The 15,679-nt window shown below is 46.9% G+C and carries 14 protein-coding genes; all 14 read left to right on the forward strand.

Annotated features, from left to right (window positions below):
- The first annotated feature begins 159 nt into the window (after positions 1-159).
- The 14 genes from CRG97_RS04745 (at position 160) to CRG97_RS04805 (ending at position 15,613) form a co-directional block, all read left to right on the forward strand.
- Complete coding sequence (locus CRG97_RS04745) at positions 160-930, forward strand: ABC transporter ATP-binding protein (RefSeq protein ID WP_098741994.1); 771 nt, start codon at positions 160-162, stop codon at positions 928-930.
- The gene (locus tag CRG97_RS04750; protein WP_098741995.1) at positions 905-2,830 is read left to right on the forward strand and encodes an FtsX-like permease family protein; all 1,926 of its coding nucleotides are present in this window, start codon (positions 905-907) and stop codon (positions 2,828-2,830) included. The genes CRG97_RS04745 and CRG97_RS04750 overlap by 26 nt, the downstream gene beginning before the upstream one ends.
- Positions 2,831-2,917: 87 nt before the next feature.
- Positions 2,918-3,739, forward strand: coding sequence for an MBL fold metallo-hydrolase (locus tag CRG97_RS04755; RefSeq protein WP_098741996.1), 822 nt, complete (start codon positions 2,918-2,920; stop codon positions 3,737-3,739).
- A 284-nt stretch (positions 3,740-4,023) separates the two neighbouring features.
- Positions 4,024-4,683 (forward strand): response regulator transcription factor, encoded by a 660-nt coding sequence (locus tag CRG97_RS04760; RefSeq protein WP_098741997.1) that lies wholly within the window; start codon positions 4,024-4,026, stop codon positions 4,681-4,683.
- Positions 4,684-4,686: 3 nt separating this feature from the next.
- Positions 4,687-6,087, forward strand: a complete 1,401-nt coding sequence (locus CRG97_RS04765; RefSeq protein WP_098741998.1) for a sensor histidine kinase — start codon at positions 4,687-4,689, stop codon at positions 6,085-6,087.
- Between the two features lie 61 nt (positions 6,088-6,148).
- Positions 6,149-7,237 (forward strand): hypothetical protein, encoded by a 1,089-nt coding sequence (locus tag CRG97_RS04770; protein WP_098741999.1) that lies wholly within the window; start codon positions 6,149-6,151, stop codon positions 7,235-7,237.
- 197 nt (positions 7,238-7,434) lie between these two features.
- Positions 7,435-8,865, forward strand: coding sequence for an N-acetylmuramoyl-L-alanine amidase family protein (locus tag CRG97_RS04775; RefSeq protein ID WP_237566293.1), 1,431 nt, complete (start codon positions 7,435-7,437; stop codon positions 8,863-8,865).
- A complete protein-coding gene (locus CRG97_RS04780) occupies positions 8,862-9,878 on the forward strand; it encodes a zinc-dependent alcohol dehydrogenase family protein (protein ID WP_098742001.1) in 1,017 nt (338 codons plus the stop codon). The genes CRG97_RS04775 and CRG97_RS04780 overlap by 4 nt, the downstream gene beginning before the upstream one ends.
- A gap of 135 nt (positions 9,879-10,013) precedes the next feature.
- Entirely contained in the window at positions 10,014-10,664 is a 651-nt protein-coding gene (locus CRG97_RS04785; protein WP_098742002.1) for a sigma-70 family RNA polymerase sigma factor, read from the forward strand.
- Positions 10,664-11,116, forward strand: coding sequence for a GNAT family N-acetyltransferase (locus CRG97_RS04790; RefSeq protein ID WP_098742003.1), 453 nt, complete (start codon positions 10,664-10,666; stop codon positions 11,114-11,116). Before CRG97_RS04785 ends, CRG97_RS04790 begins: the two co-directional genes overlap by 1 nt.
- 358 nt (positions 11,117-11,474) lie before the next feature.
- A complete protein-coding gene (locus CRG97_RS04795; protein WP_098742004.1) occupies positions 11,475-12,641 on the forward strand; it encodes a bis-aminopropyl spermidine synthase family protein in 1,167 nt (388 codons plus the stop codon).
- A gap of 62 nt (positions 12,642-12,703) precedes the next feature.
- The gene (locus tag CRG97_RS04800) at positions 12,704-14,839 is read left to right on the forward strand and encodes a DNA topoisomerase III (RefSeq protein WP_098742005.1); all 2,136 of its coding nucleotides are present in this window, start codon (positions 12,704-12,706) and stop codon (positions 14,837-14,839) included.
- 138 nt (positions 14,840-14,977) lie between these two features.
- Entirely contained in the window at positions 14,978-15,115 is a 138-nt protein-coding gene (locus CRG97_RS33190) for a hypothetical protein (protein WP_012819087.1), read from the forward strand.
- A gap of 234 nt (positions 15,116-15,349) precedes the next feature.
- Positions 15,350-15,613 carry a DUF1294 domain-containing protein gene (locus tag CRG97_RS04805; protein WP_076325616.1) on the forward strand — a complete coding sequence of 88 codons (264 nt, stop codon included), beginning with the start codon at positions 15,350-15,352 and terminating at the stop codon, positions 15,611-15,613.
- Positions 15,614-15,679 lie beyond the last annotated feature (66 nt).

A 15,679-nucleotide genomic window follows, 5' to 3' on the forward strand; every position in this document is an offset into this window, starting at 1 on the left:
TTCAGATCGCCTTAGCGTAATCCTGCTGTAGATTTGTCATTCAGCGCATGAATCTTACACCGATGTAAGATTGATGAAAGAGTGATCGATAGGAGAAGCTCCGGGGATGCTATACACTAACCTTACAAGATATGAAATAACGAAGGTGAGGTTTACAAGATGGAAATACTAAACGTGCGCAATCTGGGCAAAGTCTACAAGGCCGCGGTGTCCCACGAGGCGCTTTCCAATATCAATTTGAGCATCAACGAAGGGGAATTCGTTGGCATCATGGGGCCATCCGGCAGCGGAAAAACAACGCTCCTGAACATGATATCTACCATCGACCGTCCCACATCCGGGGAGATCCACATTGGCGGGGAAGATCCGTTCCGTTTATCGCAGGATAAACTCGCGATGTTTCGCCGCCGTGAGCTTGGATTTGTCTTTCAGTCCTTCAACCTGCTGAATACACTAACGGTGAAGGAGAACATCCTGCTGCCATTGGCACTGGATGGCGTGGATCTGGACGAGATGAACCGCAGGGTGGGCATATTGGCCGAGAAGCTAGGCATCACATCGATACTGAATAAGCGGACTTATGAAATATCAGGGGGACAGGCGCAGCGGACGGCCGTAGCACGGGCCATGATCCATGTACCGAAGCTGGTTCTGGCCGATGAACCGACGGGCAACCTGGACTCCAAATCGGCGCGCGACGTTATGGAGATCATGGACCGGAGAAACAAGGAAGACAAAGTGACGATGCTATTGGTTACGCATGATCCGGTTGCCGCAAGCTACTGCAATCGGGTGGTGTTTATTAAGGACGGTCAGTTGTACAACGAAATCACGTACGGTGAGAGCCAGTCGGCCTTTTATCAAAAAATCATCAATGTGTTATCGCTGCTGGGAGGTTCGGGACATGAATTTTCGCCAGTTCGCCATTAACAATGTCCTGCGCAGCAAGCGGACATATATCGCTCATTTTCTGAGCAGTGCCTTCTCGGTCATGATTTTCTTTACCTACGGGTTGCTTTCGTTTCACCCGCAGCTGAAGGACGGCCTGGTCTCCTCCAGCGATACCATGTCCTTGCTGGGTACGATGGGCATGACAGTATCCCAGTACATTGTGTTTGTCTTTTCGTTCTTTTTCCTTCTGTATTCGGTGGGAGCCTTTATCAAAGTCCGAAAGAAGGAATTCGGTATTCTCCTGATTCTCGGGATGTCTCGCAAGCAGCTGAACCGGATGCTGTTTATCGAAAATATACTGATTGGCGTTGCGGCAATCGTAGCCGGGATCGGGACAGGTGTGCTGTTCTCAAAGCTGATTCTGTTAATCAGCGCGAAACTGCTGGCCGTGGAGAACGGACTTCCGTTTTATGTTCCGCTCAAAGCGCTGATCATCACGGCAGCGGCTTATGCCGTCCTGTTCCTGCTGATTGCCCTGTGCTCGTCGTTCATGCTGCGGAAGGGTACACTGCTTGCGCTGGTGAAAGCGGAGGAAAGTCCCAAACCGCAGCCGAAGGCATCACCTTGGTTGGCCGTGCTGGCTGTTCTGTTGATTGGTGCCGGATACGGCATGGTTATGGCTTTTGCGATTCTCCAAATCTTTAATTTTATTCTGCTGTTTGGAGGGGTTGTACTCGTTATCGTGGGTACGTATTTTCTCTTCACCCAATTCAGCGTTTATTTTATGCGGTATTTGCAGAAGAAGGAGCGATTTTTCTTCCGTCGAACCAATCTGCTGACGGTATCGGAGCTGCTGTACAGAATCAAGGACAATGCGGTGATGTTCTTCCTCGTTTCGGTCATTTCGGCATCTGCCTTTACAGGGATCGGGACTACGCTCGCCATTGGAGATCCGGGCTTGTCGGCCATGGAGAACCCTTATGCCTACGCATACTCCATGTATGATCAGAACGCTGATACAAGGAATCGGCATCTTGATATCATCAGGGAGGAACTGGATAAGGGCGGATTCAATTACAAGGAGGCGGAGGTGACCCCGATTTTCTCGGATAACGGGGTGATGCTGATTAAGCTTAGCGAATATAACAGCCTCATTCAGTCGCAAGGTTACCCGGCAGAAACATTGGGTGACCTTGAAGGGATCTTGACTCCGGGAACGGTCTCGGAGAAGAACAGCTATCGAATCGACGGTCCCTTGAATGATCAGTTCGAGGTATTAAACGGCAAGAAATCGGAAACCGTAAAAGTACTTAAAGCTGAAACATTCATTGCTGTACCTGGAGCCTACGGCGAGATACTGGTCGTATCTGACCGTTTGTACGAGGATGTGTTCCAGGCACAACAAGATCAGGAGTACGGTTTCGTGGCATACCATACGTTTTACGTACAGGATTGGAAGAATACAGGGGATGTGTCTAGAGCGATTCGTGATCGTCTCAGTGAGAAGGAAGACTACAGTTACTTAAGAACATTGTATTTGGATTGGAAAAGCGCCCAGCAGCAGAACGGCATTCTGCTTATGGTTAGCGGCCTGGTCGGCATCGTATTTTTCACCTTCGCGGCAAGCTTTGTTTATTTCCGGCTGTATGCGGATCTTGCTCGGGACGAACAGCAGTATCGCATGATTGCTAAGGTCGGCCTCAGTAAAAAAGAGCTTGGCACCATCATTACCAAGCAACTTGTCATTATGTTCTTTCTGCCGATGCTGATTGCACTCATTCATAGCGGCGTTGCCTTCGTAGCTCTGCAGCAGCTGGTAGACTTCTCGATCGTTGGACACAGTTTGAAGATCTTCATCTTCTTCCTGAGCATACAGATCATTTATTTCTTTATTACTCGCTGGCGTTATCTGGATCGTCTTAACAAAATCATTCAGTAAAAAATCGCCGTTTCTTCGTTGAAAAGTGCCAAAACGGGTATGTTATTACAAGAAGTACTTACAACGAGAAGTGGGGGCGATTCCATAATGAATGATCACAGCATGTTAAAGACGGGTGCCGTAGAGACTGAAGAGATTACGCCGGATATTCTATCTTTGCGTACTGTAATGGTGAACGTCCAGATGATCGGTACGCCGGGAACGGGAGACTGGGTATTGATTGATACGGGAATCGGAAATTTTGAAGGATCCATTGTAGAAGAAGCGGAGAAAAGATTCGGAAAGCCGCCGGTTTGCATCGTGCTTACGCACGGCCATTTCGACCATGTGGGCAATGTGAAGGAATTGGCAGACCGCTTGCGCGTACCTGTCTACGCTCATCAGGACGAACTGCCGTTCCTTACGGGAAAAGAAGACTATCCACCAGGAGATCCAAGCGTAGGCGGCGGATTGATGGCCCGCGTGGCTCCGATGTATCCCAACAAAGCCATCGATTTAGGCTCCAGGATACAACCTCTGCCGGAGGACGGCAGCGTGCCGGGTCTTCCTGAATTCAAATGGCTGCCGACACCGGGCCATAGCCCCGGCCACATCTCTCTGTTCCGCGAACGGGACCGAGTCCTCGTAGCGGGAGACGCGGTGATTACGGTGAAGCAAGAGTCGGCGCTAGCCGTCATCGGGCAGGAGAAGGAGCTGCATGGTCCGCCGATGTATTTTACGCCGGATTGGGATCTCGCGCGGGAATCGGTTCGCCGCCTGGCAAGCCTGAATCCCGAGGTTCTGATCACGGGACACGGGGTCTCGATGCGGGGTGAGGAGCTTACGGCTTCACTTGCACGGCTGGCCCGGGACTTTGATCGTTTGGCCGTTCCCGACCAAGGCCGATATGTGGATAAGGATATGAATTGATTGAGAACGGATCTAATTATCCGTTTCATGATATGAACGATTTATAAGCTAAACGAGACACCGTGAGGGCGATGACCTTGCGGTGTTTTTTAATATGAGACAGATTGTAATATGAAGTGTCTATATTAACTTGATACACATTTGTTGATGAACAGGCCGACAAAGTTCTATATAAATAAGAATGCGCTTAAAAGTTCGCGGAAATCGCGTATTTTTTATTTTATGGATATAATTCTTATACTAGGCATGCGACAAGATCTTATATTCATAGTGGAGGATTAATGATGGCAAAAATATTGGTAGTTGAAGATGAAAAACCGATTAGCGACTTGATTACAATGAATTTAAAGCTTGTGGGGCATCAGTTTTTTAAAGCCTTCAATGGGGTGGAGATGCAGACAATTCTGGAACAGGAAAAGGTTGATCTCATTTTGCTCGACGTTATGCTGCCCGGTTTGGACGGTTTTGAGCTCATGAGGAGCAATCGGCATCTAAATGTTCCGGTTATTTTTATTACCGCTAAAGATTCTTTATATGACCGCATTACAGGGTTTGAACTCGGCGCGGAAGATTATATTATTAAACCTTTTGAAATTTTAGAGCTGCTTGCACGCATAAATGTGGTTTTACGTCGAAACGTACAGGAACATGACGGATTTATTGCGGAAGGGGTTGATGTCCGTTTGGCGGCACGGAAAATTTACAAGAACGGACAACTTGTCGAATTGACTGCAAGAGAGTTTGAACTGTTGGAGGTTTTGATTCAGAACAGAAATATCGCATTGTCCAGGGAAAAGCTGTTGGAGCTTGCCTGGGGATATGAATTTGAAGGCGATACACGCACCGTGGACGTACATATTAGGCAGCTTCGCAAAAAACTAGGGTGGGAAGAACGCATAAAAACGATTTATAAGCTTGGTTACCGTCTAGAATCGGAGGCATAAGGCATGCGATTTTGGCAGAAAACACTACTGGTCGTGCTTATCTTGTTCATTCTGACCCTAGATGTAAGCGTAATTATGATTATGAAAAAAAGTTGGAATCTTAACATGGAAAGAGAGATTCAAAGGGCTTCTAGTGAGCAGGCATTAATTGCAAACAACATCTATGAAAATTTGAATTCAATCAAATCCCGGGGGATGTCCATTAATGATACCGTATTATTTGATGTTGCACGCTCTTATGCAGATTATTATCGGCAGCAGGGAATCGCTTTACAATTATGGGATCAGGGGCAGTTAGTGTATAGTGACGAGTCTGCTAAGAAGGACATGCCCGTAATACCAAATGAACAAGCAGATGAAGAAACGGTACACGAAGTTATCATATCCAAAGAGCTGCCATCTCCTTACAATCACCTCTTGCTAACATACCGGCGGGATATCGAGGAGTTGTATGCCAAACAAGCCGAATTAAATCGTTATTTTGTTTATATCAATTTTATTGCCAGTCCAATTCTTATTATGTTGCTGTATATCCTGATCCGACAGTTAACGAAACCTTTGCGGTTATTATCCAATACGACCAAAAATATCGCAGAAGGAAATTATGGTGAACGGGTGACTTTAAAGAACAACGATGAATTTGGTGAATTGGCGCAAAATTTTAACTCAATGGCCGAAGCTGTTGAACGTCATGTAACCGAGCTTTCTGCTATGGCTGAGGCAAAGCAACGAATTGTCGATAACCTGGCTCACGAATTGAGAACCCCTCTGACAAGTATGCAGGGTTTCGCCCAATATTTGAATTCCGCAAACATCGGCGAAGAAGAACGAATGACGGCTAGCGGTTATATCTGGAGCGAAACATTGCGCTTGAAAAATCTGGTCTTTAAGCTGCTGGATCTCTCCATCCTAAGTCACCAGCCGATAGAACGTACACCTGTGTCAGTTGTTGATCTGTTTGAATCCGTCCGGCGAACGGAACACAATAATTTGGAGATGGCTGGTATTAAACTTGTCCTGCAGGCTGAACTCGACAGCGTATGGGGGGATCATGATCTGCTAGCGTCTTTTCTGATCAATTGCATTGAAAATTCAATTCACGCTTCATCCGAGGGTTCCGAAATCAGACTTCTTGCTTATGAACAGAATTCCACAGCTGTACTGGAGGTGCGCGACTTTGGGAAAGGTATGAGCGCCAAGCAGGTGGAACATGCGTTTGAGCCATTCTATCGAGTGGACAACGCCCGTTCGAGAGAACATGGAGGAGCAGGACTTGGTTTATCTTTATGCCGTCAAATTGCGGAGGCGCATCAGGCGAGGTTGTTTCTCGAATCCGAGGAAGATATCGGCACAACCATCCGAATTAATTTACAACTTCATAACAACAACCTTCTAACTCGATAACATATTTAAATTAAGGTATGCATAGGCGGACAAGCCTACTTAAAAAGTGGAGGTTTTAACTGTGAACAAAAAGAATGTCCTGGCGGCCCTCGCTATAATCACCATTTCTGGCGGATTGCTTGCAGCCAGCACGTTTGCTGTCCTGCATTTTGTTCCCACGCCTGTACCTGAACTGTATGGGGAATCTAAGCGGCAAGGGATACCTGAAATAACTTTAGCAAACAGCAAGATACCGATTTTAAAAGTAGAAGCGCCAATGCCGGCAACAACTGTTAAGGAATATCTGGAACAAACGATGACGGACGAAGATATTCAACAAATTTATCATTATTATGACAACATCAAGGTTGGAACGGAAGCAAGTAACCGTAAAATGACCGATCAGGAGGCTAAAAGGCTGAAGGTATTGAAGGAACAATATATTTATGAAGATATTCGTCCTCAAAAAACTTTGCCCCTTAAAGAGGGAAACTATAGTTTCTATTTAGACTTGAGTAAAGCAACTTATGTATATCCCAAACGGCTTCTGACAGATGAGGAATTACTGCAGTATATTGATTGGCACTCCCGAGTGAATTTTGCTTTGAGCAAACGGATCGTCAGGCCCCAGCCCGATACGAAAGACATAAGTGAAGCAGAGGCGTTGGCAAAAGCTCATGACAGTGTAACTCGTCTGTTTGATGTCGATGTCTCCAAACTGAAAATAACCACATCATATCATAAATTTGGCCCTGGGCAAATTGGGGAATGGTTTGTTCATTTTCAGCCTTACAATGTGGAGAGACTGCAAGCAAGCGAAGAAACTTATTTTATGTATGATGTATTCATAGATTCCTTGACTGGGAACGTGATCGATACCACTCTTTTCAATTCTAACTATAAGAGAACGCCCATCACAGCGGCTATGAAAGAGCAGATCAAACAGGATCAAAGCTGGATCGATGCGGCTAAAACCATAGTAAGAGAGAAACAGGGCGAAACTCGTGTGATCACAAATACGTCATTCATTGAGGATGTCAAATATGATCAACGCGGTGTTGTAGCCATATCCATCAGCTTAGAAGACGGTAACGCATATATAGCAGAATTGCGATATCCCGAAAAAACGTTACGATGTCTTATATATGAACCGGCTCCAAAGAAGATATAGTTATAGGATATGTTTTATATAAAATAGAAAAATGTTGCATGTGATAACATAGAACTCTTTCAGAATTGGTTTGTCTAATTAAATCATCTACAATGTATCATCAGACAAAAATCCCATTTCTATATTGAAGTGGGATTTTTGCGTCCATAAACGAATGTATTAAAAATATGTAGCAAAAGAAATCATAGTAGAGGTGCATGATGAAAAAAGCCATTCTTATATTGTTTTTATCCCTATTCTTTCTTATCATTTTACCAGATCAAAGCCATGCAGCAGCTAACCAATCTAAGATTATATTAGACGGTCAGGAAGTGATATTACCTTCTGATGTCCAGGTCACAGTGATGAATAAGCATGTTATGATCCCAATTCGTGTTGTTGCTGAGAATCTAAAGTTTAGAGTTAATTGGGATCAAAAATCGCATCTTGTAAAAATCCAGCAAAATTCAAAGATAATCTCTTTACACGTTGACCAAAGAGAAGCGAAGGTAGCAGGGAAGCCCGTATTACTGGATATTGCTCCTCAAATTCTGAATCAAAGTGTAGTCGTTCCTATACGCTTCGTAAGTGAACAGATGGGACTATCTGTGAGTTGGGACAACAAAGATAAAATTGTATATCTGACAAGCAGCACCAATAATTCCGCTCAAACTGAAGATTCTACTCCCAATTCAGAAAACAATGAAAAAGTATCGTTAAAACATATCAATGAAATTAATTTTTTGAATAACCAACTCGTTGTAAGCATGGATGAGAAAGTTAATCCGATCATTTGTAATTTAAAAGACCCTAATCGAATTGTTTTTGATTTGCCCAATACTACGTTTGGTGAATTATCTCAACCATTGGATTCGGGTTCTATGGGTAAATTGGATGTTAGTGGTCAACCCCATGTATCGGAAGTGAGATATTCGCTATTTAATCGTGATCCAGATCAAGTCAGAATCGTGATTGAATTAAAACATGATAGTGAAGTTCAAGTTAAGCATGAATTTATCGGTGATCAACTGGTTATTGATTTAAACGATATCGGCGATTTCGAATCTCCTATTCAAGCGCCATCGGCAGGTGATCAGGGCAGAAAGATTGTAGTGATCGATCCGGGACATGGAGGAAGTGATCCGGGGACGACAAGTATCTCTAATAAACATGAGAAGGATTTTAACCTTGCTTTATCTCTAAAAGTACAAGAACTCCTTTTGAAGGAGCCTGAAATCGAAGTATGGATGACCCGGGATAGTGACGTGTACCCTACCCGAACGGAACGTGTGCAGCTCGCCAATAAAATAAATGCCGACGTATTTGTATCTATACATGGAAACAGTGTTCTCGAGTCACCTCAAGCCAATGGTACAGAGACTTATTATTATCAGCGAAGCAGCAGTAAAGAGCTGGCTGATGCTATTCACAAGCGTTTAATTAAAGCGATAGGTCTGAAAGACCGCGGTGTAAAAGATAACAGTTTTCAAGTCATTAGAGAAACGAAGATGGCTGCTGTTCTATTGGAAGTTGGGTTCCTGAGCAATATCTCCGATGAAAAAGCGATGCTATCCAATACCGTACAATACAAAGCTGCTCAAGCTATAGTTGATGGAATCAAAGAATATCTGAGCTTCGGTAAGGAGTGAGACGCATTAAGGAGTTTATTTCTTTACAGTATAAGAAGTTTGGACATCCTCTTGAAGTGTTGGAATTAGAACAACGAGTAGACGATATACAACTTCAGCACGACGAAATAGTGGTTCGAATGATTCTTAGTCCAATCAATCCTTCTGACCTAATTCCGATTCGAGGTGCCTATAAACATCGAATTCAGCTGCCAGCAGTACCGGGATATGAAGGGGTTGGTGTTGTTGAAGCTGTTGGTTCATCCGTAACAACATCCCTTTTAGGTAAACGGGTACTGCCTCTACGTGGTGAGGGAACTTGGCAGCAGTACGTGAAAACGAAAGCCAATTTTGCAATTCGAGTTCCCGTTGAAATTAATAACGAAACAGCAAGCCAAATGTACATTAACCCTATGACAGCGTGGCTTATTTGTACAGAAGAATTGCGGTTAAAGTCTGATGATGTGTTAATTGTAAATGCTTGCGGTTCTGCAATAGGACGTATTTTTGCACAGTTTTCAAAGGTGTTTGGATACAGATTGATTGCGGTGGTAAGAAATGATAGACATACCCAGGAACTGCATTCGCTTGGTGCTTGGGCGGTAATTGACACGTCTAAAGAATTGCTTGTCCATCAAGTTTTGGAATTGACCTGTGGGATGGGGGCAACGGCGGGTATTGATAGCATTGGCGGGAAAGATGGACACGACCTGATTGAGTGTATCCGTCCAGGTGGCACAGTCTTAAGTATTGGTCTTATGTCAGGAACCCAAATGAATTGGGCTCAGATACACCAAAAAAATTCTAATATCAGAGTGAAACCATATTGGCTTAAAAGATGGATTGAAGGTATCTCCGATGTTCGGTGGCATGAAACTTTTGGTGATGTATTCAAATTGGTGATAGATGGGGAATTGACTATTCAAGCACCAAGAACGCGTTTTGGTCTACGGGAATATGAGAAAGCAATGATAGAAACTCAACAAAGTGGTCACATAGGGAAGGTGATTTTGGAACCATTTTTATTCAACTAACGCGCTAATTGTGCGAAAATGAAGGTGATCTTAGCAAGTTTTTTATAAAATGATGAACTGACGTGAACCTGAGCACGCTCTCAGGCATCTAACTTATGTAAGGCCAAGGAAGTGTTGCAAAGGAGGTCTCCCAATGTGAACAAGAAATCCAATATAAAGCACGATGTTCAGCTTGCCAAGCATGGGGATCGGGAAGCCTTTAGCAGGCTGATCCACGCTTATGAGCGTAATTTGTATGGCTTAGCCCGCTTGTATCTGAGGCGGGAAGAGGATTGCGCGGATGCCGTACAGGAAGCGATTTATAAATCCTTCGCAGCTATGCCTACCTTGAAGGAGCCTGCTTATTTCAAAACATGGCTGTCCCGTATTCTCATTCATGAATGCCTGCAACTACTGCGCTCCCAACAGCGGCTGCGCACGGTTGAATTTGCCAATGGCGGTGCCGATGCACTGCCGTATGAAGCGATCGAACTCAACGAAGCCGTGACCCACCTGGAAGATGATTTACGCAGGGTCATTCAGCTTCACTATTACTGGGATATGCCGATTAGCCATATCGCCAAGATCGTAGGAATACCGCAAGGAACGGTAAAATCCCGGTTGTACCGAGCCCGCGCCATTTTGGCGGAAAGATTGGATCCCTCCACGGAAAGGAGCGTGAGCCATGACCCGATAGTAGGTAAGGAGTCGAGTCGGGATGACTTTGCTCCTATCATTACGATCCGGACAGCTAGGCTTGCCGGGGATTACGATATCATTCACAGATCATGGGGTGCGGCGGCTTAATGGGAACGAATCCGAACGTCAGATTGATGGACAAATCCGACCTTGAAGCATGCTCCGAGCTGATGCTCAAGGTCTTTAGCGGCGAACCTTGGTACGACCAGTGGGACTCCGTACAGCATGTGCAGCAATACCTCACGGAATTTATGGACAATCCGGTATTCCTGGGGTTTGTTATCGAACAGGATGGTAAGATCCTGGGCGCCTCTTTTGGTCATACGAAGAGCTGGTATAGCGGTAAGGAATATCATATCCAGGAATATTATATCGATACCGGTAGGCAGGGCAGTGGATTAGGCTCGGCATTAATGCATGGCATAAAGGAGTATTTGAAATCGGTTAACATTCATTGCATGGTGCTGCTTACGGAAAAGGATCTTCCGGCGGAAGATTTTTATCGGAAACATGGTTTTGAAGTGAAGAAGGATATTATTTTTATGGCCAACAGGTTTTAGTCGGCGGAATTTATATTGAAAAATAGGGAGCTGTCTTGATGTCGGTGCGTGTTCTTAACTAACCAAATTTTATAGGACTCTGGCTTGTGCATTGCGAAAAAACCCACTTTATGTGAGGTTTATTTGTCATGCGCGATGGCTCTGAGTCCACCTGGTTAAGAACATAACAGCCATCCCTTATATATTGACTGTACAGCCGTGCTCTGGGCACGGCTTCCCGCTTGGGGGATAGAAGATGGACGATGGTTCATGGACTTCTGTCCCTTTTTTTCATTACCGCAGCACGTATGGGGGTCACGTGTGTTCTTTTCCAGGGGGAATAACAAACTCATATTTAGGGAAAAGAGCGTGATTTCATATGATCCATTATATAGAAGAAGTGAAAACCAAGGTTCGTCTGCAGGAAGGCGTCCAAGTGATCGAACAGCTGCTGGTAGCGAGTTATATGCGGCCCGGCATATCAACCAAAGAGCTGGCACGTCATACGTATCTGCCGGTCCCGATTGCTGCGGCGATCAAGAAGGAGCTCATCAAAGCAGGGGCTCTCATTCAAGACCGGGGGGTGCGCTGCACCGAATCCGGGAAGTCCTATATTGAACATGAGCTGGGGTATGGAGGCATCGATATAGATCTGTATCAGAAGCTTCTGGCCGGCGAAGTCGATTGGCAGGAGGAGCTTTCTGATGTACTAGCGAGGATCACGGAGATTCTGGAGATGCGCCCGCAAGTCGATGTACAGATTGACCAATCCCAATGCACGGTAGAGACGAGTCTGCGGAGGGCGATTCTGTGTCTGAGGGAGCACAGTCTGATCGGGAAGAACATTCTGTGCGTTGGCGATGACGACCTGGTGAGCATCTCGCTTGGTCTGCTGCTTAAACGGCTGTTCCCGCACGCGAAGGACCAAAGAGCCGCCATTACCGTTATGGATATCGATGAGCGATTCCTGCGGTTTATCCAGGGCGCGGCTGCAAAAGAAGGCTTATCAGTTACATGCAGGCATATCGATCTCAGGCAGCCTTTGCCTGAGGGCTTGAACGGGCAATATGATTGCTTCTTCACGGATCCGCCATACACGCTACAAGGGCTGACTCTGTTCTTATCCAGAGGCATTAGCGCGCTCAAACGCCAGAAGGGATGCCCCATCTTTCTCTCCTTCGCCCATAAATCTCCCGATTTTACATGGTCCATGCAGCGTGAATTCGTCCGTATGGGTTTATCGGTAAAGCAGGCCCTGCTTCATTTCAATCAATATATTGGAGCGCAGATGATCGGTAATAGTGGTCAGATGATCGTGTTAACAACGACGGAATTTACGGCGCCGCGTGTTACAGATTCTTTCGAGGATGAGCTCTACACAGGCGAGGTTAGGCGAACGGTTCGAACCTACAGATGCATCCAATGTCAGGGTGAGCTGCAGGTGGGCGTGCAGGGTGATTTTTCCACGATCGAGGATTTGAAGAAGCAGGGCTGTCCGGTATGTGTCAATCATACGTTCACATGGCTGGCTAAGAAAACGATCTGACTTATCTTTGTGGAAACAATCGAGGGGAGGTTATAATAGGGGAATAGAGGAAGGGGAGGGCTATGAAAGTATTAGTATTGGCTGAGAAGCCGTCCGTTGCGAAGGAAATTGCGAGAGTAATGGGCAGCCGCGAGAAGCAGAAGAATTATTTTGAAGGACCAAAATATATTGTGACCTGGGCGCTTGGACATTTGGTAGGACTTGCCGAACCCGAGGACTATGATAAGAAGTACCAGACCTGGGTTCTGGAGGATTTGCCGATCCTGCCGGATAACACCAGGCTTAAGGTGTTGAAGGAAACAAGTCACCAGTTCAAGACGGTCCAGCATCTGATGAAGCGCCCGGATGTCGGCGAGATGATTATTGCCACCGATGCTGCCCGTGAAGGGGAGCTGCTTGCGCGCTGGATCCTCAAAATGGCGAAGTGGAACAAGCCGTTCAAACGGCTGTGGATTTCTTCCCAGACGGATAAGGCGATCAAGGAAGGTTTTGCATTACTCAAGCCGGGGCAGCAGTTCGACAGGCTGTATGAGTCCGCACGCTGCCGAGCGGAAGCGGATTGGATGGTTGGACTGAATGTGACGCGTGCGCTGACGACCAAATTTAATGCACAGCTGTCGGCAGGCCGGGTTCAGACGCCAACGCTCGGGATGATCATGGACCGGGAGAGGGAGATTGTGAATTTCCGCTCCCAGGAATATGAGACGCTGCAGGCGGATCTGGGGAGCTTTGAGGTATCGTGGCGTCCGGCCGGCGGAGACGGTCGTCTATTCGAGAAGGATAAGGCGGCCAAGCTGAAGCAGAAGCTGGAGGGCAGCACCGGAAAAATCGTCAGCGTGAAAAAGAGCGAAAAAACCGAACCGCATCCGCTGGCATACGATTTGACCGAACTGCAGCGGGATGCCAACCGCCGATTCGGGTTCTCGGCCAAGCAGACCTCGAATGTGCTGCAGCGCCTGTATGAGCAGCATAAGCTGGTTACCTATCCGCGTACGGATAGCCGTTACCTGACATCCGATATGGTCGGAACGTTGAAGGAAAGGCTGTCGAGCATTGCCATCGGGCCTTATGCGTCCATTGCGCGTCCGCTGCTGCGTAAGAACTTATCACCAGGCAAACGGGTCGTGGATGACAGTAAGGTTACGGATCATCATGCCATCATTCCAACCGAACAAACCGTGCTGTTGAATCAGTTATCTGTCGATGAACGCAAGCTGTACGATCTTATCGTACGCCGGTTCATCAGCTTGTTCTATCCTCCTGCCCGTTACGATAACGTATCGGTTACCGTTCAGATTGAGGGGGAGCAGCTTTACGCGAAAGGGACTACGATCAAGGATAGCGGCTGGCGTGAGGTATACGGCGGCGATTATGATGATGACGCTGACGACGAGCAGGATGATGCTCAGGGTCAGTCTTCAGGCAAGCTCCTGCCGGAGCTGCGAGAAGGAGAGTCGGTGAAGGTGGTCCGCTGTGTGCTGAAACAGGGACGTACCCAGCCGCCAAAGCGTTATAACGAAGCGGCGCTGCTCTCCCAGATGGAGAAGCACGGACTTGGAACCCCCGCGACCCGGGCTGATATCATCGAGAAGCTGGTTAGCTCGGACACGATTGAACGGCAGGGGCAATCCCTCCATCCGACAGGCAAAGGCAAGCAGCTGATTGAGCTTGTCGCTCCAGAGCTGAGAACACCGGAGCTCACGGCGCGCTGGGAGGCCGAGCTCGAACGGATCGCGAAGGGGCAAGGCAAGCCGGAACCATTCTTGCGCGGAATACGGGACATGACCAAGAAGCTGGTCACGGATGTGAAGGGAAGCGATGCGGAGTATAAACCGCATAATGTCTCGAACAGCCACTGTCCGGATTGCGGGACAAGACTGCTCGAGAAGAAGACCAAGCGCGGCAAGCTGCTAGTCTGCCCGAGTGACGACTGCGGATATAAGCGTTCAGGCGAGAAGCGTCTGTCCAACCGCCGCTGCCCGCAGTGCCACAAGAAGATGGAGATGAAAGAAGGCAAGGCGGGGCTGTTCGTACAGTGCCTGGGCTGCGGCATTACGGAAACGCTGAAGAAGGACGCCAAGCATGTGAACAAACGCGAGGAGCGGAAGCTCGTGCAGCAATACAGCAAGCCGGAGTCGATTGGTTCGAACCTGGGCGACCTATTAAAGGCGGCCCTTGAGCAGAAGGGGAAGGAATAATCTGCAATGGTGAGTCTGCCGAGGGGGGCTGCTCAGTGCCACGATGGGCATCTCCCAAGGCTTGAAATGCGTTTTTCTTGCCGGTGTTAGCATAACCTCGGGTGCAATGGCTCATTCTACGGACAGGGGGTGATTTGCATGCCGAATCATAAAGCAAGAAAAACCGAAAACCAGCAGAACAAATCAAGCATTCTTGAGGAGAGCAAGACCCTCAAACCGAAAAAGGCTGCAGACTATGTTCCGAGCCTGAACGAAATATCCAAGAATGAATCATAAGTTTTCGTAGTGGTTGAGCATGGTCTGGTTGTCATTATGCCGGACACGGGTCCGCTCCGATTTATGACGTCGGCCGTGTCCTAATAATGGCATTCATAGATGGCTTGGCCATGGCTAAGATTGTTTAGCCGGCATTGTCTTCATTAGCCTGCAGTTCTATAATAACAGTAGAACGCAAAGCAAATGGCTGATTGGGCAAGATCGATCAGTTGGAATGGGGGTGCGTGAACCAACGTGAGACCTGCACTGATCGTTTGGTTTATTTTTATCAATGCGGTAGCCTATCTGGTCATGTCCGAGGATAAGCGGCGTGCCCGAATGGGAAGGGATCGGGTTCCGGAGCGAACACTATTTCTGCTAGCTGCCATCGGCGGGGCCTTGGGTGTATGGATTGCCATGTACCGCAAACGTCATAAAACGAGGCATTTATCATTTAAACTAGGCGTGCCGCTGTTGTTAGTCGTGAATGTCGCGCTATACACGTACTTCTGGGGATAGGTCTTTTTTAATCTGAACTACATAGGAACATCGCAGCAAGTCAGTAAGCTCGTTTCATATCGGTAT

The organism is Paenibacillus sp. EZ-K15 (genome assembly GCF_002573715.1).
In the GTDB taxonomy this organism is placed as follows: Bacteria; Bacillota; Bacilli; order Paenibacillales; family Paenibacillaceae; genus Paenibacillus_AQ.